Consider the following 22,955-nt stretch of genomic DNA (forward strand, 5'->3'; position numbering starts at 1 on the left):
CATGACGCCGGCGGCACTTTCTGCGCTTTCGCTAGGGTATCTCTTTCCGGTGAAAGGACGACACATTCTGCGGGTTCACAGTGCATTTCAGCATGCTCTGAATCTGCGCTCAGAAGAAGGACGGCACCTCACGCTGCTGTGTGCAGAGAAGTATCAAAACCTGGCGGATGCGGCACGGATCATGCTGCCAGAATGGTGGGACTGGCGGCGGGAGATCACAGGAACCGGGACAATTCGGTTAGCCGATGGCGTATTAATAGCCCAGCGTTTTCGTGTGGACCTGAACGCAGCCGCAGTATGGCAGCCCCAACTCCGATGTGAATCGCTGGATCCGAAAACCTGTTTGTGGCCCCAACGGCACTACAGGACGCTGGATTCTCAACTGCTGCTGTTTTGCCTGGAACATGAGGTAGAAAGCGCACTGCAATGGCAGGGAAATATTCGCCAACGGGGGTTAAGGCCACAAGAGTCGCCGGAGCAACTTGAAGAACAGGTCCCCCGGTTAATCGGTTACGGCAAAGGGCTAACGCCGGATGGCGATGACTATCTACTGGGTTATCTGGCGGCGCTTTGGCAGTGGAAACTCTGTCCCGGTCTTGAGGCTCACTACACCAGATTGCAACAGGCTATTGAACGGCAACTACCGTACACAACTGACATCAGCCAGCATTATTTACACGGCGCGCTACAAGGTCATTTTTCGCAACCGATTTGCGAGTTGCTCAAACAGCTTAATGCTGACGCGCCTACAACAACGATTATCGCCTGTGCAGAACAGGTCATGCAATTTGGGGCGACATCGGGCGTCGACTGCCTGGCCGGTTTGCTTCACGGCATGAGAACGCTGTACGCACACCATTGAATAAATGAAATGCTCTCGTAGCGCAGATCGCTACGCGGAATCGCTGTACCCGAAATCTGTTATCGGGTGATAAACGACGGACATAACACAATGAAAGTAAAGAATAAAATTTTCAGAAACCTCTATCAGGATTCCGTATCCCTGATGCAGATTTCGGCGCAAATCAGCGCGTTACCAGGCATTCAGCAGGCTTCCGTGGTGATGGGAACATCAACAAATCTTGAGCAGCTTAGTCACGCCGGGCTTGGCGACAACGTCAAAGCAGGGCCAAACGACCTGGTCATAGCGGTAATGGGAGAGGAGGATATCTGCGCCGAAGCGCTGGATATCGCAGAACAACGCCTGACCAGTAAACCGGAAGATGAAGGTGACGAGGGTGTAAAAACACCGGATATAGTGAGTATAGAAATGGCGCTGGAGAAAGTGCCTGATGCCAATCTGGCGCTGATTTCGGTCCCTGGTGACTACGCCGCGGCGGAAGCCATTAAAGCGCTGAATCTTGGTCTGAATGTGATGATGTTCAGCGATAACGTCAGCATTGAGCAAGAAAAAGCGATAAAAAACCTCGCTCGTGATCGTAACCGTATCGTCATGGGGCCCGATTGCGGAACCGCCATTATTAACGGCATTCCATTGGGTTTCGCGAATGTAGTAAACCGCGGTCATATCGGCGTGGTGGGAGCCTCCGGCACGGGATTACAGGAAGTCACCTGTCGTATTGACCAACTGGGTGCAGGTATCTCTCAGGCGCTCGGTACTGGCGGCCACGATCTGAGCGAAGACATCGGCGGGATTTCGATGCTGTTTGGGCTGCAAGCACTCATGGATGATGACGACACCCACGTCATCGTATTGATTTCCAAACCACCGTCATCAGTGGTAGCTGAACGTATTCTGCAACTGGCGCAGTCTGCCGGCAAGCCGGTCGTCGTCAATTTCCTGGGAGCCGACCCACAAACCGTTACGCGACCAAACGTAACCGCAGCGACAACCCTTGCTGGCGCAGCAGACCTTGCCGTCGCGTTGCTAAACAAACGCCCACTAACGGAAACTCGCTATCAGCCTTCACCGTCAGACCTTACTGCACTGCAACAAGCCTGCCAGCGTTTGGCTCCAACTCGTCAGGCTATCCGCGGTGTTTTTGCAGGAGGAACATTCTGCTACGAAGCGCAGCTCATCTGTCAGCAAAACGGTTTTACCGCCGCATCAAACACGCCGGTGTCGGGTAACCAAACGCTTGCCAATATCTGGCAAAGCCATAACCACACGCTGATAGATATGGGTGATGACGATTTTACCCGAGGTAAGCCACATCCCATGATCGACCCGACATTACGCAATCAACGTCTGCTCGCTGAACTTAACGATCCGCAGACCGCCGTCGTTCTGTTCGATTTGGTGTTGGGATACGGTGCGTCTGAAGCACCTGCTGCTGAATTACTCGAACAACTCACACAGATTGATCAACAGCAGGCACCACTGATGATTGCTCACGTTTGCGGTACCGAAAGCGATCCCCAGCAAAGAAGTCGCCAGGTCAGCGCTTTGCGTGATGCTGGCGTCATTATCGCTGACTGTAATGCCCAGGCTGCGCAATGGGCCAGCATCGTGGCGCAGATTCAGATTGAGAAGAAGGAAGTAATTGCATGAATACCTTGTTTAATCAGCCGCTGAAAGTGGTAAACGCCGGATTACAGAGTTTCGCCAACAATATTCAGAAAGTCGGCGGTGAAGCAATAGCGTTGAGCTGGCAGCCGCCCGCACAGGGAGATGTGAATGCCGGACTGGAGCTGGCCTCTTTAATACACCATCCGCTGGTTGAACAGGCGAATAAAATCGCCATGGAGCGCTATCTCAGCGCCCAACCGGTACTGGTCGATGTTATGCAGGCTCATGAAGCAATTCCAGAAATGGCTAAAAGTAAACGTATTCTTCACTCCGGCCCCCCCATTAGCTGGGAAAACATGTGTGGGCCGGTAAAAGGCGCAATCATCGGCGCAATGCTCTTTGAAGGGTGGGCCACCAGCCATGAAGAGGCGGAGTGCCAGATTCTGGCGGGAGATATCGAACTTGAACCGTGCCACCATTATCACGCTGTTGGACCAATGGCGGGAATTATCAGTCCGTCGATGCCGCTGTGGGTCATCGAGAACAAGACTAACGGTCAGCGTACGTTCAGCAATTTTAATGAAGGGCTGGGTAAGGTTTTACGCTTCGGAGCGAACAACGATGAGGTACTCAATCGCTTGTACTGGATGCGTGACGAGCTGGCACCGGCACTGAAAGCGGCTGTCATTCGTCTTGGCGAACTGGAGCTAAAACCACTCATGGCCCAGGCGCTGCATATGGGTGACGAGGTTCACAACCGTAACGCCGCCGCGACCGGCCTGCTCATCAAACGCCTACTGCCTGCGCTGTTGTCCAGTAATTTACCTGCGGAGCAGTTGCAGCGAACGGTCACCTTCATTACCAGCAATGATCACTTCTTTCTTAATCTCTCGATGGCGGCCTGCAAAGCAATGATGGACGCGGCAACCAATGTTCCTTTCAGTTCCATGGTTACCGTTATGGCCCGCAACGGCGTGAATTTTGGTATTCGTCTTTCGGGTACAGGCGACCAGTGGTTCCAGGCTCCGGCCAATGCGGTTGAAGGGTTATTTTTCCCCGGCTATGGAGTAGACGATGCCGCCGCCGATCTTGGCGACAGCGCTATTACCGAAACCGCGGGCGTGGGTGGTTTTGCCATGGCTTCTTCCCCAGCAATTGTGAAATTTGTTGGCGGAACACCTGCAGATGCCACCAACAACAGCAGACGCATGCAGGCAATCACCCTGGGCGGCAATCCGGCATTTACTCTGCCAGCACTCAATTTTGCTCCGACGGCGGCGGGAATCGATGCACGTAAGGTGGCCGACAGGGGGATTTTACCGGTCATCAATACGGGGATCGCCCATAAACAGGCAGGTGTCGGTCAGATTGGCGCAGGGATCACGACCGCGCCAATGCGCTGTTTTGTTGATGCCATTGCCGCGCTGGCGCGGATCGTCGCACAAGGAGAAAAACCGTGAATAAACCTCTGGCTGTCGTTGCCGTTGGCGGCAACGCGCTGATTCAGGACGATCGGCGTAATAGTATCTCCGATCAGTACGAGGCCGTCATGGAAAGCGTGAAGCACATTACCGATATGGTCGAAGCTGGATGGGACCTGGTACTGACTCATGGCAATGGCCCACAAGTGGGCTTTATTTTACGTCGATCCGAGTTAGCTAGCAGTGAAGTCTCGCCGGTCCCGCTGGATTATGCGGTCGGCGATACTCAGGGCGCGATCGGCTATATGTTTCAGAAAGCGCTGCATAACGAACTTGCGCGCCGCAGCCTCCATAAGCCGGTTGTGGCACTCATCACGCAAACACGGGTCAGCCAGCACGACGACGCTTTTGCTAACCCAAGTAAACCCATCGGTGCATTTCTGGACGAACACACTGCACGTGAACGCCAGCAACAGCTTGGCTGGACGATGATGGAGGATGCCGGACGAGGCTGGCGACGTACCGTACCGTCGCCAAGGCCTCTGGAAATCATTGAACGAGACACTATCGCGCAGTTAGTGCGGCAGGGCTATATCGTTATCGCCTGCGGCGGTGGCGGGATCCCTGTCATACGCGATGCGCATCACCAGTTGCAGGGGGTTGAGGCGGTGATAGATAAAGATCTCGCTTCCGCGCTGCTTGCCAGCCAACTGGGAGCGGACTTGCTGGTTATCCCGACTGGCGTGGAAAAAGTGGCGATTAACTTCGGCACACCACAGCAGCAATGGCTGGAAACGCTCAGCATCGCGCAAGCCGAAAAGCTCCTGCAGGAAGGTCAGTTTGGCGTCGGCAGCATGCAGCCCAAAGTCGAAGCAATTCTCGATTTCATGAATGCCAGCCGACAACAGGGCAAGAACGCCAGCGGTCTGATCACCAGCCCGCAGGCGATCAAATCTGCACTGGACCATCAAAACGGCACATGGATAACCCTTTAGCTTTAGGAGAATAAGATGACTACAACAACCCTACTGGCCGTCAACGGAACCCTGATGCGCGGCCTGGAACTCAATAAAAATATGCAAAATGCAGGCGGTGTCTTTATCCGCGAAGACCGCACTGATGCGCACTACCGTTTGTGGAGCATTAACGACCAACATCCGGGGATGATCCGCGTTGCCCAAGGTGGTACTCACGTGGCTCTGGAAATTTGGCAATTACCACTGGCCAGTTTTGCTGAACTGCTGATGAGTGAGCCAGCCGGACTGGCAATCGGCAAAGTCAAACTCGAAGATGGCAGTGAAGTTTTGGGTGTACTGGCGGAAAACTGGCTGACAGAAGGGCAACGGGAAATTACCGAATTAGGAAGCTGGCGCAAATACACCGGTCATTTTCATACCGTGTAATGCGCATTAACAGAGGGAACAGGATATGCGTAAAACAGAAGAGAGTATGAATACTGCATCAGGCTTGAGAATTGCCATGATTCTGTTGGGGATCGCAGTAACACCGGTTTTGCTGTCGTCCTCAAGTCTTGGCAACCAACTCTCCAGTAGCAGTCTGGTTACTGTAGTGCTGTTGGGTGGGTTAATCCTTACCATCCTTGCCGCCATCACGATCAGCGTTGGCGAAAAAGCCCGTCTGCCGACATACGGTATTGTTAAGTACGCTTTCGGTGAAAAAGGGGCCATTGCTATCAATATCCTGATGGCAATCAGTCTTTTTGGCTGGATTGCCGTGACTGCAAATATGTTTGGTCACTCTGTCCATGACTTACTGTTACAGCACGGCATAACGCTTCCTGTCCCTCTGCTGGTGATAGCGGGTTGCGTGGTATTCGTCGCATCTACGGCATTTGGCTTTGCCGTATTGGGTAAAGTCGCACAGGTCGCGGTGCCGATCATCGCCTTAGTACTGTGCTATATCCTCTATATTGCGACACACAGCGAAGTCACCGCGCCAGCGGAAGTTGTCAGCATGAATACAGGTGTCGCTGTCTCGACCGTCGTCGGCACCATTATCGTACTTGTCGCTACGCTACCTGATTTCGGCAGCTTTGTGCATAATCGCAAACATGCTCTCATCTCTGCGGCTGTGACGTTCCTAATTGCCTATCCGCTACTTTACTGGGCTGGCGCAACGCCCAGCGCCCTCAGCGGTCAGGGTTCTCTGCTGGGAGCCATGACAATATTTGGCGCCGTATTGCCAGGCGCGCTGCTGCTGATCTTTGCCTGTGTAACAGGGAATGCCGGAAATATGTTTCAGGGTACGTTAGTGGTTTCAACACTGTTAACCCGGTTCCCTAAATGGCAAATTACTATCGCCCTGGGTGTACTCTCTGCGATAGTCGGAAGTCTGGATATTATGGCGTGGTTCATTCCCTTCCTACTGTTCCTCGGTATCGCGACGCCGCCTGTAGCAGGTATTTATATTGCCGACTTTTTCCTCTATCGCCGAAATGGTTATCAGGAATTGGTGCTGACGCAAGAGCCACAGATTAAGGTACTGACGTTTGTTGCATGGATCCTTGGCGCCGCTGTAGGTTTTATGACGGTAAAAGGCCTCTTCACTCTAACCAGTATTCCTTCGGTGGATTCGATTGTTGTAGCTTGTATCGCTTATATACTGTTAAGTCGACTGGGCCAACATCATTAGTTCCTGGGTATAATTGGCATTAACATTACGGCTGAACCGGGATCGGTTTAGCCGATCTCTGCCAACCAGGAAACCTTATGTTCATCTCTGACGAAACCCTTCGTGTTATTCATCTGGTCGCCAGGCATCAGAGCATCAGCATCGCCGCAGAACAATTAAATAAGGTGCCTTCAGCCATCAGTTACACCATTAAAAAAGCGGAAGAAAGCCTGGGGGTAGCGCTGTTTACTCGCAAAGGTCGATATATCGAAATCACACCTGCTGGCCGCTATTTTATTGAACATAGCAAGACCATTCTCGGTGATATGGAGGCGCTTAAGCGTAACACCGCTCTGATCCATGATGGCGTCGAGCGCGAATTAACAATTGCGGTGAACAATATTATTCCCGCCCCTTTGTTGGTGGCGTTTATCCACGATTTCGAACGACAATTCTCCTCGACAACTCTGACGGTCTGCCTTGAGGTATACAACGGTTGTTGGGACGCGCTCTACAGCAGACGTGCCGATCTGGTGATTGGCGCGCCACATGCCGTCCCCAGTACTGAAGGTATTGTCAGTGAACCTATTGGCCAGCTTGAATGGGATTTTGTCGTCAGCCCGCGACATCCGCTCGCCAGTGAGCGCCATCCGCTGGAAAACGCAGAACTTCGCCAGTACACCGCAGTGTGTATTCGTGATACATCCGTAAATTTTACGCCGTTACAAGCATGGTTACTGGAGGGACAAAAACCGCTGTTCGTACCAGACTTTGCTACCGCCATTGCACTTATCGAACAAAATGTCGGCATTGGCTATATCCCGCACCATTTAGCGCTCCCGCTGTTAAATAGTGGCAAACTGTTGAAAAAACCGATGCGCGAGCATAAACATGCGACAAAATTATTCCTGGCAGCCCGTTCGGATGGCATGGGGAAAGTGTGCCAGTGGTGCATCGACTATTTAAAGAAACCGGCGCTTTATGCCAGTTAACAGGGAAGAGCGGAGGCTTTTGCCTCCGCTGTAGAGGTTAAGCCTGACGCAGATTCTGCGCCGCTTTAACCATGTTGGCCAGCGCAGCACGGGTTTCCGGCCAGCCGCGCGTTTTCAGGCCGCAGTCCGGGTTCACCCACAGACGCTCTGCCGGAATACGCTGCTCGGCTTTCTTCAGCAGGGCTTCAATCCACTCCACGCTCGGGACGTTCGGCGAGTGAATGTCGTAGACGCCCGGCCCGATTTCGTTCGGATAGTCGAACTCTTCAAACGATTCCAGCAGCTCCATATCAGAACGTGAAGTCTCAATAGTGATCACGTCCGCGTCCAGCGCCGCAATGGAATCCATGATGTCGTTGAACTCGCAGTAACACATGTGGGTGTGGATCTGGGTTTCATCCTTCGCCACTGCCGCGTTAATGCGGAAGGCTTCCACGCCCCACTCCAGATACGCCGCCCAGTCGCTGCGACGCAGCGGTAAACCTTCACGCAGTGCCGGTTCGTCAATCTGAATAATACCAATCCCCGCCGCTTCCAGATCCGCGACTTCATCACGCAATGCTAGCGCAATCTGCTTCGCGATGGTTTCACGCGTCACGTCTTCACGCGGGAATGACCAACAGAGAATGGTCACCGGACCGGTCAGCATACCTTTTACCGGTTTGTCGGTCAGCGACTGGGCATACTTCGCCCACTCCACGGTGATCGCTTCCGGGCGGCTGACGTCGCCAATCACCACCGGCGGCTTCACGCAACGGGAGCCATAGCTCTGCACCCAACCGTTCTGGGTAAAGACAAACCCGTCCAGATGCTCACCAAAGTATTCCACCATGTCGTTACGTTCGGCTTCACCGTGTACCAGCACGTCGAGACCCAGGCGCTCCTGTTCGGCGATCGCCTGTTTGATATGTTCCGCGATCCCTGTGCGATAGTTACCGGCATCCAGGTTGCCTTTTTTGAAGTCCAGACGCAGGCCGCGAATTTCCGTGGTTTGCGGGAATGAGCCAATAGTCGTGGTCGGCCATGCCGGCAGATTAAAACGGGCACGCTGTGCCTCGGCGCGAACCGGGTAAGCGTTGGCGCGCTGGCTGTCCTGGGCGGTGATCGCCGCCAGACGTTTTTCCACTGCAGCGTTGTGGACGCGGGTAGAGTGACGACGAGCCTGAATCGGTGCGCTCCACGCCACAATTGCCGCCGTATCACCACTGTTTAGCGCATCGCGCAGCAGCGCCAGTTCGCCGCATTTTTGCAGGGCGAAAGCAAACCAGCTCTTCACTTCCGCATCAAGGCGGGTTTCCACACTGAGATCGATGGGGCTATGCAGCAGTGAGCAGGAAGAGGCCACCCACAGATTACGTTTTCCGACGATATCTTTAATTTGCGCATATTTCTCACTGAGATCGGCGCGCCATACGTTGCGCCCATTCACCAGACCCGCTGACAGCAGCCAGTCGGCAGGCAGACGCTTGTGCAGCTCGGCGACATCATCTTTACCATGCACGAAGTCAACGTGCAGCCCCTGTACCGGCAGCGCGGTAATGGTATCCAGATTCGGCGTGACGCCTTCAAAATAGGTGGTCAGCAGCAGCTTCACCTGGCCTTGCAGGGCGTCATAAGCCGGTTTAAAGGCATCCAGCCACGCTTGCGGCAACTCCAGCACCAGAGCCGGTTCATCGATTTGCACCCACTCAATACCCCGTTTTGCCAGCTCCGCCAGCACCTGCTGGTAAACCGGCAGAATATCGTTCAACAGACTCAGGCGATCAAACTGTTCGCCCTTCACTTTCCCCAGCCACAGGTAAGTTACCGGCCCCAGCAGCACAGGTTTCACCTTATGGCCAAGCGCCAGCGCTTCGTCTACTTCATCCAGCAGTTGCGTCCAGGTCAGTTTGAACTGCTGACCTTTGGTGAACTCCGGTACCATGTAGTGATAGTTGGTGTTAAACCATTTAGTCATTTCTGCCGCCGCCGCTGGCTCACCGGTCGGTGCGCGGCCACGGCCAATGCGGAATAAGGTATCAATATCAACCGAACCGTCTTTGTTCTGATGACGAGCCGGAACGTTGCCGAGCAGCAGGCTGGTGGTCAGAACATGGTCGTACCAGGCAAAATCACCTACCGGCAGCAGGTCAACACCCGCCAGCTTCTGCTGATCCCAATGGCGGGCACGCAGCTCGCGGCCAACGGCCAGCAATTCTTCACGGGAGGAATTTCCCGCCCAGTAACTTTCTTGCGCTTTCTTCAACTCGCGACGAAGGCCAACACGAGGGAAACCGAGGGTGTGATTAAGTATTGTCATTATATGCCTCTTATTTAATTTGCAGGTTTTAGCCATCCAGATGTTTACACCGCTATATTTCGCAAGTACTGTATATTCCTCAAGCGCAATTTGTTCATGCCGAAGTGAAGGACTTTCATGATCGAGATTAAACACCTGAAAACGCTCCAGGCGTTGCGGAATAGTGGTTCGCTGGCAGCCGCCGCAGCGACGTTGCATCAGACCCAATCCGCCCTTTCTCACCAGTTCAGCGATCTGGAGCAGCGCCTTGGCTTTCGACTCTTTATCCGTAAAAGCCAGCCGCTGCGCTTTACGCCGCAGGGCGAAATTTTGCTGCAGCTGGCAAATCAGGTGTTGCCGCAAATTGGCCGGGCACTGCAGGCCTGCAACGAACCGCAGCAAACCCGGCTGCGAATCGCCATTGAATGCCACAGCTGTATCCAGTGGCTGACGCCCGCGCTGGAGAATTTTCGTGCCAACTGGCCGCAGGTGGAGATGGACTTTAAATCCGGTGTAACGTTTGATCCGCAACCGGCGCTACAGCAAGATGAGCTGGATCTGGTATTAACTTCCGACATTCTGCCGCGCAGTGGACTGCACTACTCACCGATGTTCGATTTTGAAGTCCGCCTGGTACTGGCGCCGGATCATCCGTTAGCCAGCAAAACGCAAATCACACCGGAAGATTTAGCCAGCGAGACGCTGCTTATTTACCCGGTGCAACGGAGTAGACTGGATGTCTGGCGGCATTTCTTACAGCCTGCGGGCGTGAGCCCGTCGCTGAAGAGCGTGGATAACACCCTGCTGCTGATTCAAATGGTTGCCGCCAGAATGGGTATCGCCGCGTTACCACACTGGGTGGTGGAGAGTTTTGAACGCCAGGGCCTGGTGGTGACCAAAACCCTGGGCGATGGATTGTGGAGCCGACTGTACGCCGCCGTGCGTGATGGCGAGCAGCGGCAGCCGGTCACGGAAGCGTTTATTCGCTCAGCGCGGAATCACGCCTGCGATCATCTGCCGTTTGTGCGGAGTGCGGAACGACCCACTTTCGATGTACCCACAGTGAGGCCACTATCACAGCCGCGCCAATGATGAAGCTTGGCCAGTGAGGCTGTTGATGCCAGATAGCCAGGTTGACCAACAGCCCGGCTGGCACATGCATATTGTTCATGATGCCCAACGTACCTGCATCCACTTGGGTCGCACCGTAGTTCCACATAAAGTAACCAATGCCGGACGCCGCCACGCCAAGAAATACCAGGATACCCCACTGTAGCGTAGTGGTAGGCATTTTCTGCGCATTGCCCAGCATGAACCAGGCCACGACAGCCACCATAAAGGCCCCCATGTAAAACCAGGCAAAAGCGTTATGCTGTGGCATTGGGCGGGTTTCCATCAGACGCTTATAGCCCACCATACCGATGGCAAAACTAATGTTGGAAAGCTGCACCAGCAGCAGGCCAGTCCAGAAGTGGCTGGTTACCTGATCGTAACGAATAATCCCCGCGCCAATCACCGCCAGTAACGCACTGAAAGCGTAGCTCCAACGCAGACGCCGCCCGCTCATCAGGTCATAAATCAGCGTGATGTAGAGCGGCGTCAGTACGGTGAAAAGCAACAGCTCTGAAACCGTCAGATACAGGTAGGCGTGAAAACTCAGCATATACATAATGCCAAGCTGCATGGCCCCCACCAGCATATACAGCGCGATTGTTTTTACGCTATGCCCACGGGTACGTAAAAACGGCAGGAACACCAGCGCCGCGAGTCCAACGCGCACCAGCACTGCAAAATAGCTATCGACATGACCAGCAAGGTACTCGCCAAACAGGCTGAAGGAAAAGGCCCACAAAATAGTGGTAATGATGAGTAGCGCCACAATGGATGTCTCTTAGAACAGGGAACATCCATTGTAGCGGAGAGTTTAGTTGACAACTGGTCAACTAAAGAACAATTACTTTAAAAAGAGATCGCGCAGATAGTGTGGCACGGCATCGTCGGCGTTGAGTCCGATGACTTCCAGTTCCGGATGCAGATCCTTCAGACGCTGGTGGGCGTTGCCCATGATGCAGCCTTTGCCCGCCATGGAGAGCATTTCCGCGTCGTTCATCCCGTCGCCAAAAGCGATACAGTCTTTCAGGTTGTAGCCCATCGCTTTCGCTACCGCTTCCAGCGCATGACCTTTCGATACGCCGCCCGCCATGACTTCCAGACAGGTAAGCGTAGAGAAGCTAACGTTGACGCGATCGCCCCAGCGGGCGTTAATCGCCTGCTCCAGCGGCAGCAATCTTTCGTGAGAATCGGTGGTGAAGAAAACTTTGCTGACGCCTTCCGGCTCCAGTAGCGCAGGTTCAAACAGGGAATAGTTAAACACCGCTTCTTTGAAAAAGCGCATTTCGTCGGGGCGATGGCGGTTCATAAACCACTCATCATCACGATAAACGTTGGTCACGATGTCCGGATTTGCATTCACTACGCCAAACAGGTCGCTGGCAATGTCGCGATCCAGGTTATGAGAAAACACCAGATTTCCATCAGAATCATGCACCCGCGCACCGTTGGAGGTGATCATGTAGGTTTTAATACCGAGGTTATCGCGAATTTGTCCCACATCAACATGATGACGGCCAGTCGCAAACACGAAGTTAACGCCACGAGCAGTCAGTAATTTCAGCGTCTCTTTGGCATAAGGGGACAAAGTATGGTCGGGGGAAAGCAGCGTACCGTCTAAATCAGACGCAACAACCTGATACATAAGAAAATTAAACCTCTAGGCAAAGCGGGTTCCGCTGGATGAGTTATGCTTGTCGAAAAATTCGACAATAGCGTTAAGCGCGACTGAGCGCATTGCGTCCTTTTCAAAAAGGATCTCATGGTACGCGCCTTTTATGACAAGCGGCTGACCTCCTTCTACAGGATGGCCCGCCGCGGCGCGGAGTTCACAAAAACGATCGTGCATGCGGTTATCCACCACACGCTCTTCTTCGGCCTGAATTAGTAGGGTCGGCGTCGCGTCATCTCCCGCACCAGCCAGAACCTGTTCGCCTGCCAGAATACCTTCACGTACCCAATGGTAGGTCGGGCCGCCTACACGTAGCCGCGGCTCATCAGCATAGAAACGTAGATTGCGCCGATAGCGCTGTCGACTATGAGTTAACGCATTCATGCCGAAGGGTAGCGCCCGCCAGCGCCCGGTGCCCATCGCATAGCCTTCGCGGATCCGTGGATGCCCTTCAGCCCAGTCCAGAATGTGGCGCACCATCCAGTCGGGAAAGCGCATCACAATACCAAACATCGGCGCGCAAAGCGCGATGGCATCACACTGATTCGGGTGGCGCTGCAGGAACAATGTGGCAATCGCACCGCCCATCGAATGCGCCAGTATATAGCGCTTTCTCCACGGACCGGGTAGCACTTCCTGCTGCCAGAAGGCGGTTAAATCGTCGACATAGTCATTAAAGTTATCGACATGACCGCGATGCGGATCCGACAGCATGCGCCCGGAGCGCCCCTGGCCACGGTGGTCGATAATGAGCACGTCAAAACCAGAATGAAACAGGTCATACGCCAGTTCAGCGTATTTCACGTAGCTTTCAATGCGTCCAGGACAGACGACGATGACGCGATCGTTTTTTTCTGCATGAAAACGAACAAAATGTACGGGGATATCATCCACACCCGTAAATTCCGCTTCTTCCCGCTGACGCCAGAAATCTGTCAGTGGCCCCATGGAAAAAGCAGCAAACGCGTTTTCTCTTGTTTCCCAGTCTTTTTGCTGCTGAAACATCGGGTATCCAGCCTCGCTGACCAAGTAAAATCGTTTTTTTCACCGTCGCTGACACAACCTAACGACAGTAGCGTATTGTGGCATAAAAATAGACAATCCGGGAGTTTCTCATGACCTTTGAATGGTGGTTCGCCTACCTGCTGACCTCTATTATTTTGAGCTTGTCTCCAGGTTCAGGCGCAATCAACACCATGACCACTGCCATCAGTCACGGTTATCGCGGTGCCAGCGCGTCGATTGCGGGTTTACAGACCGGGCTGGGCATTCATATCGTTTTGGTTGGCGTGGGGCTGGGAACGCTATTTTCTCGTTCGGTGATCGCGTTTGAGGTGCTGAAGTGGGCGGGAGCAGCCTATCTGATTTGGCTGGGCATTCAACAATGGCGGGCAGCGGGCGCTATCGATCTGAACACCATGGCAAATACGCAATCGCGCAGTCGCCTGTTCAAACGCGCGGTCTTTGTGAATCTGACCAATCCCAAGAGCATTGTTTTTCTTGCTGCTCTGTTCCCGCAGTTTATTCTGCCGCAGGAACCGCAGCTGATGCAGTATGTGGTGCTTGGCGTTACGACCATCGTGGTCGATATCATTGTGATGATCGGTTACGCGACGCTGGCTACGCGCATTGCAGGATGGATTAAAGGGCCAAAGCAAATGAAGGCGCTGAACAAAGTGTTTGGTTCGCTATTTATGCTGATAGGCGCCCTGCTGGCATCGGCAAGGCATGCCTGATTACAGGACCGGACCCGCTAACGCTTATCCGGTCTGGAACGAACTCAGCGCGAAATGATCAGGTGGATACCGAAGCCCGCGAACAGCGCGCCAGCAAAACCGTCAATCCACTTCGCCAGGCGCTGATAGCCACGACGCATTTTCGGCAGCGCAAACAGGCTGGCAACCACAGTAAACCACGCCAACGTTTCCACGATGATCAGGGCAAAAATTCCCCAACGCGCGCCCGTTCCCACGTTGTCGCCAACGAATAATGAGAAGACAGAGCCAAAATAGATAATGGCTTTAGGATTCGCCAGATTGGTCAGCAGACCTTTCAAGAAGCTGCGTCCGCTCTGCGCCAGCTCAACCTGCGGATTGGAAGGAGCCACGTCCTGTTTTTTAAACGCGCCGCGCAGCATCTGATACCCCATCCAGCACAGATACAGACCCCCGCCGACCATAATAATGGTATGTAGCCAGGCCATTTTTTCAATAATCAGATGCAGGCCGAGCAGCGCCACGCCAGCCCAGACCATGACGCCACAGGTAATACCCAGCACGCCCATCATCGCTTCTTTGCGCGAACGGCTAACGGCCGTTTGAGAGACAAAGAAAAAATCGGGGCCGGGACTCATCAGCGCAACGATGTGCACCAACGCAACGGTGAAAAATAGCGTTAACATAAAAAATGACTCGCGGGGGAATAGTTCAGTGAGTCACCATCCTGGCACTTTTTTGCCCGGCTGACTACTCTTCGTCGTCACCATCCACATGTGCGCGGATAAGTGCCATAAACTCTTTGCCAAAACGCTCAAGTTTACGCATTCCCACGCCATTAACGCTCAGCATTTCGCTCGGTGAAACCGGCATTTGTTCGGCCATTTCAATCAGTGTGGCGTCGTTGAACACCACGTAAGGCGGGATATTCTCTTCATCAGCAATGGCTTTACGCAGCTTACGCAGTTTGGCGAACAGTTTGCGATCGTAATTACCGCCAAAGGATTTCTGCATTGCGCGCGGTTTCAGCGCCACAATACGCGGCACGGCAAGCTGTAGTGGAACGTCACCGCGTAGCACCGGACGCGCGGCTTCGGTTAACTGTAATGCCGAGTGATGGGCAATATTCTGCGTCACCAGACCAAGATGAATAAGCTGGCGAATAACGCTGACCCAGTGTTCATGGCTTTGCTCACGACCAATGCCGTAGACCGGCAGCTTGTCATGGGCCAGCTCGCGAATACGCTGGTTATTCGCCCCACGCAGAACCTCGACGACATAACCCATACCAAAACGTTGATTCACACGGTAGATGGTCGACAGCGCTTTACGCGCATCCATGAGTCCGTCGTACTGCTTTGGCGGATCGAGACAAATATCGCAGTTACCACACGGCTCCTGACGCCCTTCGCCAAAATAGTTCAGCAGCACCAGACGACGACAGGTTTGCGCCTCGGCAAACGCCCCCATCGCATTGAGTTTATGCCGTTCGATATCCAGCAGTTGTCCGGCGGGTTTCTCTTCGAGACAACGGCGTAGCCACGCCATATCTGCCGGATCGTAAAACAACATTGCTTCCGCAGGCAGGCCATCACGCCCGGCGCGACCGGTTTCCTGGTAGTAAGACTCGATGTTACGTGGAATATCGAAATGCACCACGAAACGTACGTTGGGTTTGTTGATCCCCATGCCGAACGCCACGGTTGCCACCACAATTTGCAGATCATCGCGCTGGAATTTCTCCTGCACGTCGGCGCGTACGGTATTTTCCAGCCCGGCATGATAAGCCCCGGCACTGATGCCCCGGCTTTGCAGGCGCGCGGCGGTGTCTTCAACTTTAGCACGGCTGTTACAGTAGATAATGCCGGACTTACCGCGCTGCTCTTGCACATAGCGCATCAGTTGATCGAGCGGCTTAAACTTCTCCATCAGCATGTAGCGAATATTTGGGCGGTCGAAGCTGCTGATCTGAATTAACGGGTCGTTGAGGCCCAGCAGACGCACAATGTCCAGCCGGGTGGTTTCGTCCGCGGTCGCGGTCAGCGCCACAAACGGCAGGGTTGGGAAACGTTGACGCAACTGTCCCAGCGCCGCGTATTCCGGGCGGAAATCATGTCCCCATTGCGAAATACAGTGCGCTTCATCTACCGCCAGCAGCACCGGGTTCCAGTGCGCCAGGTTTTCAAGGAAGTTATCCAGCATCAGGCGCTCAGGCGCAATGTACAACAGGCGAATCTGTCCGCTGCGACAGCCTGCCATCACCTCAAGCTGCTGCTCGCGACTTTGAGTGGAGTTAAGGCATGCTGCCGCCACGCCGTTGGCCAGCAGTTGATCGACCTGATCTTTCATCAGAGAAATCAGCGGAGAAACAACAACGGTGAGCCCGTTGAGCAATAATGCGGGAATCTGATAGCACAGGGATTTACCGCCGCCGGTCGGCATAACGACCAGGCAGTCGCGACCAGAGATCACGGTATCAATGATTTCTTCCTGACCCGGGCGAAACTGTTGGTAGCCAAAGGTTTCTTGCAAAACCTGTTTAGCGCCCATTTCCAGATTCAACACTTCCGCCTGCGCCACATTAACCCCATTAGCCTGAAATAAAAACAGGCGCTATTTTCAGCGCCTGAGAGAGAAACTGCAATGATTAAAATACTCTCAATACCTGTCAGAAGATATCGTTGAGCATCACGCCCACGCCAACACGGGTCTGATTGAAGTTATAGTCAATCAGCGATTCGCCGTAACCGCTGTAAACCTGGGTGTAAAGGCGCACATGCTTCGTAATGGGGTAACTGACACCCAACTCAGCACCGCCGTAGCCGGTATTCCAGTTGTACTGACCTTTCGCACTTAAGACGGCGTCACCGAGGTGATAACCCAGTTTGAGCTGATAGTAGCCCATATATTTTGTGATATCCGGGTTATCGTCGGTGCTGCCGATGACGTACCACGGCTTAACTTCCACCAGCCAGTTACCGTTTTCAGCCATCAAACGCGTGTAAAGACGATTCCAGCTACGTGAAGTGGGGTCAGACCGACCGTTGGAGTCATGGTTATAACCCATTTCGACATCGCGGAGCGTCCAACCAGCGAAGCGATAGTCGGTGGCGAAACCGAGGAACAATTGCGGTTCATAATTGGTTTCGCGAAATGGGGAAGACTCTTCGCTATTCGAAAGCTGCCACCAGGACTTCTGGGTATAGGAGCCGCCAAGTACCGAGTTCGGACCTAAGATCCCGCGCCAGAGCGGAAACGCCAGGCTTAGCTGAAACTTAACCTCATCTTTGCGCGCATTTTCGGACCAGCTATAGCTGCTGATCGCTTCTTTGTTCATGTCGCTGGTATTGGTGTAGATAAGATAGTTGGTGTCATAAGGATAAAGCGTGAAAGGATTGTCATGCTCCTGCAGCATGTTGGCGATAATACTGCCGCGAACCGCGGGTGCATCATGAATCTCTTTCACTGTCGCTTCCTGCGCATACGCGGTCAACGGCAGCATGACTGCTGGTAGTAACCATCCCAGAATCGCCCGCATCGGTACTGTTCTCCTGAACCAAAATATTGATGAATTGTATAATTATCTGGCAAGTATTCTACATACTTAGCGAGTTCCTCGTTAGTTATCCCGTCCAAAAGTAGAAAACAACAAATAATAAGCATAATATCAACATTTCATTAACCATTAAGATGTAGGGATCGTATGTCTGCCGTACTTACTGCTGAGGAAGCGCTGAAGTTAGTGGGTGAAATGTTCGTCTATCATATGCCGTTTAACCGGGCACTGGGACTGGAGCTTGAACGCTATGAGAAAGAATTCGCTCAATTAGCCTTTAATAACCAACCGATGATGGTCGGCAACTGGGCGCAAAGCATTTTGCATGGCGGCGTGATCGCCTCGGCGCTGGACGTCGCCGCCGGACTGGTGTGCGTTGGCAGTACGCTAACCCGCCATGAGACGATCAGTGAAGACGAATTACGTCAGCGGATGTCACGCATGGGAACCATCGATTTGCGCGTTGATTACCTGCGCCCGGGGAGAGGGAATCGCTTTACCGCCACCAGCAGCCTGCTGCGGGCGGGTAATAAAGTCGCCGTGGCGCGCGTGGAACTGCATAACGAAGAACAGCTTTATATTGCCAGCGCAACCGCCACTTATATGGTGGGGTAAGCAGCCAAAAAAAGGTAAACTGCTGTTACATTTCTGCAATGAGTTTTCCCGATGGATGCTAAACAAACGCGGCAGGGCGTGTTACTCGCTCTTGCTGCTTATTTTATTTGGGGTATCGCACCTGCCTACTTCAAGCTGATTTACTATGTCCCGGCGGATGAAATCCTGACGCACCGCGTCATCTGGTCATTTTTCTTCATGGTGGTGCTGATGAGCATCAGCCGCCAGTGGTCGGGTGTCAAAACATTACTCCAAACGCCAAAGAAGATATTCCTGCTGGCGCTCTCTGCAGTGCTCATTGGCGGAAACTGGCTGCTGTTCATTTGGGCAGTCAATAATCACCATATGCTGGAAGCCAGCCTCGGCTATTTTATTAACCCGCTGGTGAATATTGTGCTGGGAATGCTTTTCCTCGGCGAGCGCTTCCGTCGCATGCAGTGGCTGGCGGTACTATTAGCCGCCTGTGGCGTACTGGTACAGCTGTGGACCTTCGGATCGCTGCCAATAATTGCGCTGGGACTGGCGTTCAGCTTTGCTTTTTATGGTCTGGTGCGCAAGAAGATTGCCGTCGAAGCACAAACCGGCATGCTGATCGAAACGCTGTGGCTTTTACCCATCGCGGCCATCTATCTGTTTGGCATTGCCGACAGCCCAACCAGCCATATGGGGCAAAACCCAATGTCGCTCAATCTGCTGCTGATTGCTGCGGGTGTCGTGACCACCATTCCGCTGCTGTGCTTTACCGGCGCCGCAACCCGCCTGCGTCTGTCGACGCTGGGTTTCTTCCAGTACATTGGCCCTACGCTGATGTTCCTGCTGGCGGTAACGTTCTACGGTGAAGCCCCGGGTGCGGACAAGATGGTCACCTTCGCGTTTATCTGGGTCGCACTGGCGATTTTCGTAATGGATGCGATTTATACGCAACGACGGGCGCGCCGGAGCTGAAGAAGTGCCGGATGGCGGCTGCGCCTTATCCGGCACAGCCCTTACAGCCAGTTTTTGCGCTTAAAGTACAGATACGGCGCCAGACCGGCGAGCATCATAAAGACAATCGCCCCCGGATACCCGAAGCTCCAGTGCAGTTCCGGCATGAACTCAAAGTTCATCCCATAACTTGAAGCTACCAGCGTCGGCGGCAGGAACACCACAGAGACCACCGAGAAGATCTTGATGATGCGGTTCTGCTCAATGTTGATAAAGCCCATCGCCGCCTGCATCAGGAAGTTAACCTTCTGGAACAGCGATTCGTTGTGCGGCAGCAGAGATTCGATATCGCGCAGGATCTCACGCGCCTGTTCCAGCTGGCTACCCGGCAACCGCGCTTTACGTACCAGGAAGTTCAGTGCGCGTTGGGTATCCATCAGACACAAGCGTACCTTCCAGCCGATATCTTCAAGTTCCGCCAGCGTCGACAGCGCTTCGTCATATTCATCGCCCTGACGCCCTTCCATGATCACACGGCTGAGTTTTTCCAGGTCGCTGTAGATATTTTCGATCTCATCCGCCAGCTGTTCAATTTTTGTTTCGAACAAGTCGAGCAACAGCTCGTAGGCGTTGCCATCCACCATCGCCTGGTTACGCGCACGCATGCGGTACAGGCGAAAGGCCGGTAATTCGCGCTCGCGCAGGGTAAACAGTCGACCTTCGCGAATAGTAAATGCGACGGTTGAGTTACCCGCGTGATCGTCGGCGTCTTCATAAAAGAAGAAGGAGTGAATGTGCAAACCGTCTTCGTCTTCAAAAAAACGCGCGGATGCTTCGATGTCTTCCAGTTCAGGGCGCGTAGCCAGATTCTGGCCCAAGTCCTTTTGCACACGGTTTCGTTCTTCGTCATCCGGCTCGACTAAATCGACCCAAACCGAACTGGCCAGGTGCTCGATCTCGTCTGCCTCAAGGCGAGTTAAACGATTGTTTTCCAGTTGAAATGCGCTCAGCATGACCGGGACTCCCAATGCAAAAAATTATCGGACAGTTCGGAGGGCACACAGAAACAAATTGGGTTTCAGACCATTAAACAGCCTGACTCAGCGCGACGGGAAAAAAACAGAAGGTCGCTGACAACCGCGAAGGCTATCAGCAAAAAGGGATAGCCTTAGGAGTTGATCCTGGATGACAGGATAATGAGCCAGTATCTACTGGGTGTGTCCAAGGCGAATGTCCTCTTAGCGTAATCGTGCGCGCATGTTACGCCAGCAAAATTTTGACGTCAACACGCAACGAAACGCTAGCCTGGATAAATTACCTGCTCATCAGTAAGGCTAGCAGATCGTTACAAAATAATGATATTTTTCTGAAAGTTATACCGTTTCCAGTCGGGCATAGGCTGCCACCAGCCATTTGATCCCCTGCCCCTGGAACGCGACCTGCAAACGACTGTGCTCACCGCTGCCTTCCAGATTGACAATGGTGCCCTCGCCAAACTTGGCGTGGCGCACGCGCTGGCCAAGCTTATAGCCAGTGTCGTTTTCCGCCATTGGCGTGCCCATCCGCTGATGGCTCACCGGACGGCTGACCGTGGCGCGCAAACGTACCTCTTCAACGCACGCTTCCGGCAGTTCACCAATAAAGCGTGACGGACGATGGTAAACCTCTTTGCCATACAAACGACGCGTTTCAGCGTAGGTTAGCGTCAGCTTTTGCATCGCACGGGTCACGCCGACGTAGGCCAGTCGGCGTTCCTCTTCGAGACGTCCGCCTTCGTCCAGCGACATCTGGCTGGGGAACATGCCTTCTTCCATGCCGACGATAAACACCTGAGGGAACTCCAGACCTTTCGCCGAGTGCAGGGTCATCAGCTGTACCGCGTCCTGCCAGGTATCCGCCTGTCCTTCGCCCGCTTCCAGCGCGGCGTGAGACAGGAACGCCTGCAGCGGCATCAGGTCTTCGTCTTCTTCGTTGTAACTAAACTGACGCGTTGCCGTCACCAGTTCGTCTAAGTTTTCGATACGCGTCTGGCCCTTCTCGCCTTTTTCCTGCTCGTACATCATGCGCAGCCCGGAGTCTTTAATCACCCGGTCAGTCTGCACGTGCAGCGGCATATCGGCGGTCTCCTGCGCCAGAGCGTCAATCAGCTCCATAAAACGCTGTAAGGCGCTGGCGGCACGACCCGCAAGGGCTTTTTCCTGCAACAGTTCACGACAGGCCTGCCACAGCGTTAGCTGGCGGTCACGTGAGGTCTGGCGCACCACATCCAGCGTACGATCGCCAATCCCGCGCGTCGGTGTATTCACCACGCGCTCAAACGCCGCATCGTCATTGCGATTGGCGATCAGGCGCAGGTAGGAGAGTGCATCTTTGATTTCCTGGCGTTCAAAGAAGCGCATCCCGCCATAAATACGATACGGCATACTGGCTTGTAACAACGCCTCTTCCAGCACGCGCGACTGGGCGTTGCTGCGGTACAGAATAGCGCATTGTTCAAGCGCACCGCCGTTGTCCTGCCAGGTTTTGATGCGGTTAACGACAAAGCGCGCTTCATCGAGTTCGTTGAACGCGCAGTATAGCGAGATCGGTTCACCGTCGACGCCGTCGGTCCACAGCTTTTTACCCAGACGCCCATTGTTGTTTTCAATCAGGGCGTTAGCCGCGCTGAGGATATTGTTGGTCGAGCGGTAATTCTGCTCCAGGCGAATGGTTTCTGCGCCCGGGAAATCGGTGAGGAAGCGCTGGATATTTTCCACCTGCGCTCCGCGCCAGCCGTAGATCGACTGGTCGTCATCGCCCACGATCATCACTTTGCCGGTGTCGCCCGCCAGCAGGCGGATCCAGGCGTACTGAATGTTGTTGGTATCCTGGAACTCATCCACCAGGATATTGGTAAAGCGTTCGCGGTAGTGCTGCAGGATATGCGGTTTGTTGAGCCACAGTTCATGGGCACGCAGTAGCAGCTCGGCGAAATCCACCAGCCCGGCGCGATCACACGCTTCCTGGTAAGCCTGATACACTTTCTGCCAGGTTTGCTCAACCGGGTTGCCATAGCTCTGCAGATGGTGCGGGCGCAGCCCTTCGTCTTTCTGACTATTGATAAACCACATCGCCTGACGCGGCGGCCACTGCTTCTCATCCAGGTTCATCGCCTTGATCAGGCGCTTGAGCAGACGCAGTTGGTCTTCGCTGTCGAGGATCTGGAAATCCTGCGGCAGGTTGGCATCCATATGGTGCGCGCGCAGCAGACGGTGCGCCAGACCGTGGAACGTACCCACCCACATACCGCCCTGGCTGGTTCCCATGATCTGACCAATACGGTGGCGCATTTCCGCCGCCGCTTTGTTGGTAAAGGTGACCGCCATAATGGAGTACGGCGAGTTGTTCTCTACCGTCAGTAACCAGGCGATGCGGTGCACCAGCACGCGCGTTTTACCACTCCCCGCGCCTGCCAGAACCAACATGTTGCTGCGTGGCGCGGCCACAGCCTGGCGCTGTTCGTCATTGAGGCTATCGAGCAGGTAAGAAACGTCCATTGGCACCGCCGGAATCAACAGGGCCCAGCCGGACC

Annotated in this window: 21 protein-coding genes; 11 read left to right on the plus strand and 10 right to left on the minus strand. The window is 53.9% G+C overall.

Annotation, left to right across the window (positions count from 1 at the left end; genetic code table 11):
* Position 1: 1 nt before the first annotated feature.
* The 7 genes from OGY15_RS14055 to OGY15_RS14085 all read left to right on the plus strand — a co-directional run bounded on the left by OGY15_RS14055 (position 2) and on the right by OGY15_RS14085 (position 7,514).
* Entirely contained in the window at positions 2–862 is an 861-nt protein-coding gene (locus OGY15_RS14055) for an oxamate carbamoyltransferase subunit AllH family protein (RefSeq protein ID WP_210905526.1), read from the plus strand.
* Positions 863–952: 90 nt separating this feature from the next.
* Positions 953–2,512, plus strand: a complete 1,560-nt coding sequence (gene fdrA, locus OGY15_RS14060) for an acyl-CoA synthetase FdrA (protein ID WP_151216373.1) — start codon at positions 953–955, stop codon at positions 2,510–2,512.
* On the plus strand, positions 2,509–3,930 hold the full coding sequence (locus OGY15_RS14065; protein ID WP_151225763.1) for a YlbE family protein: 1,422 nt from the start codon (positions 2,509–2,511) through the stop codon (positions 3,928–3,930). Before fdrA ends, OGY15_RS14065 begins: the two co-directional genes overlap by 4 nt.
* Positions 3,927–4,886: a carbamate kinase gene (gene arcC / locus OGY15_RS14070; protein WP_151225761.1), complete on the plus strand. Its 960-nt coding sequence runs from the start codon at positions 3,927–3,929 to the stop codon at positions 4,884–4,886. Before OGY15_RS14065 ends, arcC begins: the two co-directional genes overlap by 4 nt.
* A 15-nt stretch (positions 4,887–4,901) precedes the next feature.
* Positions 4,902–5,294, plus strand: coding sequence for an allophanate hydrolase-related protein (locus OGY15_RS14075; RefSeq protein ID WP_252839013.1), 393 nt, complete (start codon positions 4,902–4,904; stop codon positions 5,292–5,294).
* A 25-nt stretch (positions 5,295–5,319) separates the two neighbouring features.
* A complete protein-coding gene (locus OGY15_RS14080; RefSeq protein WP_200110929.1) occupies positions 5,320–6,543 on the plus strand; it encodes a cytosine permease in 1,224 nt (407 codons plus the stop codon).
* A gap of 77 nt (positions 6,544–6,620) precedes the next feature.
* Positions 6,621–7,514 carry a LysR substrate-binding domain-containing protein gene (locus OGY15_RS14085; RefSeq protein ID WP_151217230.1) on the plus strand — a complete coding sequence of 298 codons (894 nt, stop codon included), beginning with the start codon at positions 6,621–6,623 and terminating at the stop codon, positions 7,512–7,514.
* Positions 7,515–7,551: 37 nt separating this feature from the next.
* Here the strand turns inward: OGY15_RS14085 and metE are convergent, their stop codons facing one another.
* A complete protein-coding gene (metE, locus tag OGY15_RS14090; RefSeq protein ID WP_187260257.1) occupies positions 7,552–9,813 on the minus strand; it encodes a 5-methyltetrahydropteroyltriglutamate--homocysteine S-methyltransferase in 2,262 nt (753 codons plus the stop codon).
* Positions 9,814–9,930: 117 nt separating this feature from the next.
* Here metE and metR point away from each other — a divergent pair, with 117 nt between their 5' ends.
* Positions 9,931–10,884, plus strand: coding sequence for an HTH-type transcriptional regulator MetR (gene metR, locus OGY15_RS14095; protein ID WP_003841224.1), 954 nt, complete (start codon positions 9,931–9,933; stop codon positions 10,882–10,884).
* On the opposite strand, the gene OGY15_RS14100 is transcribed toward metR, so the two are convergent.
* The 3 genes from OGY15_RS14100 to pldB all read right to left on the minus strand — a co-directional run bounded on the left by OGY15_RS14100 (position 10,772) and on the right by pldB (position 13,579).
* A complete protein-coding gene (locus OGY15_RS14100; RefSeq protein WP_003844634.1) occupies positions 10,772–11,671 on the minus strand; it encodes a carboxylate/amino acid/amine transporter in 900 nt (299 codons plus the stop codon). The genes metR and OGY15_RS14100 overlap by 113 nt on opposite strands.
* Before the next feature lie 75 nt (positions 11,672–11,746).
* Positions 11,747–12,547 (minus strand): sugar/pyridoxal phosphate phosphatase YigL, encoded by an 801-nt coding sequence (gene yigL / locus OGY15_RS14105; RefSeq protein ID WP_151217234.1) that lies wholly within the window; start codon positions 12,545–12,547, stop codon positions 11,747–11,749.
* 15 nt (positions 12,548–12,562) lie between these two features.
* Positions 12,563–13,579: a lysophospholipase L2 gene (pldB, locus tag OGY15_RS14110; RefSeq protein ID WP_003017911.1), complete on the minus strand. Its 1,017-nt coding sequence runs from the start codon at positions 13,577–13,579 to the stop codon at positions 12,563–12,565.
* A 110-nt stretch (positions 13,580–13,689) separates the two neighbouring features.
* Between pldB and rhtB the strand changes: the two genes are divergently transcribed.
* Positions 13,690–14,310, plus strand: a complete 621-nt coding sequence (gene rhtB, locus OGY15_RS14115; protein WP_003828938.1) for a homoserine/homoserine lactone efflux protein — start codon at positions 13,690–13,692, stop codon at positions 14,308–14,310.
* Between the two features lie 44 nt (positions 14,311–14,354).
* Here rhtB and rhtC read toward each other — a convergent pair whose 3' ends face one another.
* From rhtC to pldA, 3 genes are all read right to left on the minus strand, one after another.
* A complete protein-coding gene (gene rhtC / locus OGY15_RS14120; RefSeq protein WP_151217236.1) occupies positions 14,355–14,975 on the minus strand; it encodes a threonine export protein RhtC in 621 nt (206 codons plus the stop codon).
* Positions 14,976–15,039: 64 nt separating this feature from the next.
* A complete protein-coding gene (gene recQ, locus OGY15_RS14125; RefSeq protein WP_151217238.1) occupies positions 15,040–16,869 on the minus strand; it encodes an ATP-dependent DNA helicase RecQ in 1,830 nt (609 codons plus the stop codon).
* 88 nt (positions 16,870–16,957) lie between these two features.
* Entirely contained in the window at positions 16,958–17,827 is an 870-nt protein-coding gene (gene pldA, locus OGY15_RS14130; RefSeq protein ID WP_003017916.1) for a phospholipase A, read from the minus strand.
* Between the two features lie 165 nt (positions 17,828–17,992).
* Here pldA and yigI point away from each other — a divergent pair, with 165 nt between their 5' ends.
* Both yigI and rarD read left to right on the plus strand, forming a co-directional pair.
* Entirely contained in the window at positions 17,993–18,460 is a 468-nt protein-coding gene (yigI, locus tag OGY15_RS14135; RefSeq protein ID WP_003017917.1) for an acyl-CoA thioesterase YigI, read from the plus strand.
* A 51-nt stretch (positions 18,461–18,511) separates the two neighbouring features.
* Positions 18,512–19,405: an EamA family transporter RarD gene (gene rarD / locus OGY15_RS14140; RefSeq protein WP_210905530.1), complete on the plus strand. Its 894-nt coding sequence runs from the start codon at positions 18,512–18,514 to the stop codon at positions 19,403–19,405.
* A 41-nt stretch (positions 19,406–19,446) separates the two neighbouring features.
* Here the strand turns inward: rarD and corA are convergent, their stop codons facing one another.
* The 3 genes from corA to uvrD form a co-directional block, all read right to left on the minus strand.
* Entirely contained in the window at positions 19,447–20,397 is a 951-nt protein-coding gene (gene corA / locus OGY15_RS14145; protein WP_003017920.1) for a magnesium/cobalt transporter CorA, read from the minus strand.
* Positions 20,398–20,552: 155 nt separating this feature from the next.
* Positions 20,553–20,609 (minus strand): YsgD/CorL family protein, encoded by a 57-nt coding sequence (ysgD, locus tag OGY15_RS14150; RefSeq protein WP_212723238.1) that lies wholly within the window; start codon positions 20,607–20,609, stop codon positions 20,553–20,555.
* Between the two features lie 148 nt (positions 20,610–20,757).
* Positions 20,758–22,920, minus strand: coding sequence for a DNA helicase II (gene uvrD / locus OGY15_RS14155; protein WP_003017922.1), 2,163 nt, complete (start codon positions 22,918–22,920; stop codon positions 20,758–20,760).
* Between the last annotated feature and the right edge of the window lie 35 nt (positions 22,921–22,955).

The sequence above is a fragment of the Citrobacter sp. Cu231 genome (assembly GCF_030332265.1).
Classification (GTDB): Bacteria; Pseudomonadota; Gammaproteobacteria; order Enterobacterales; family Enterobacteriaceae; genus Citrobacter; species Citrobacter meridianamericanus.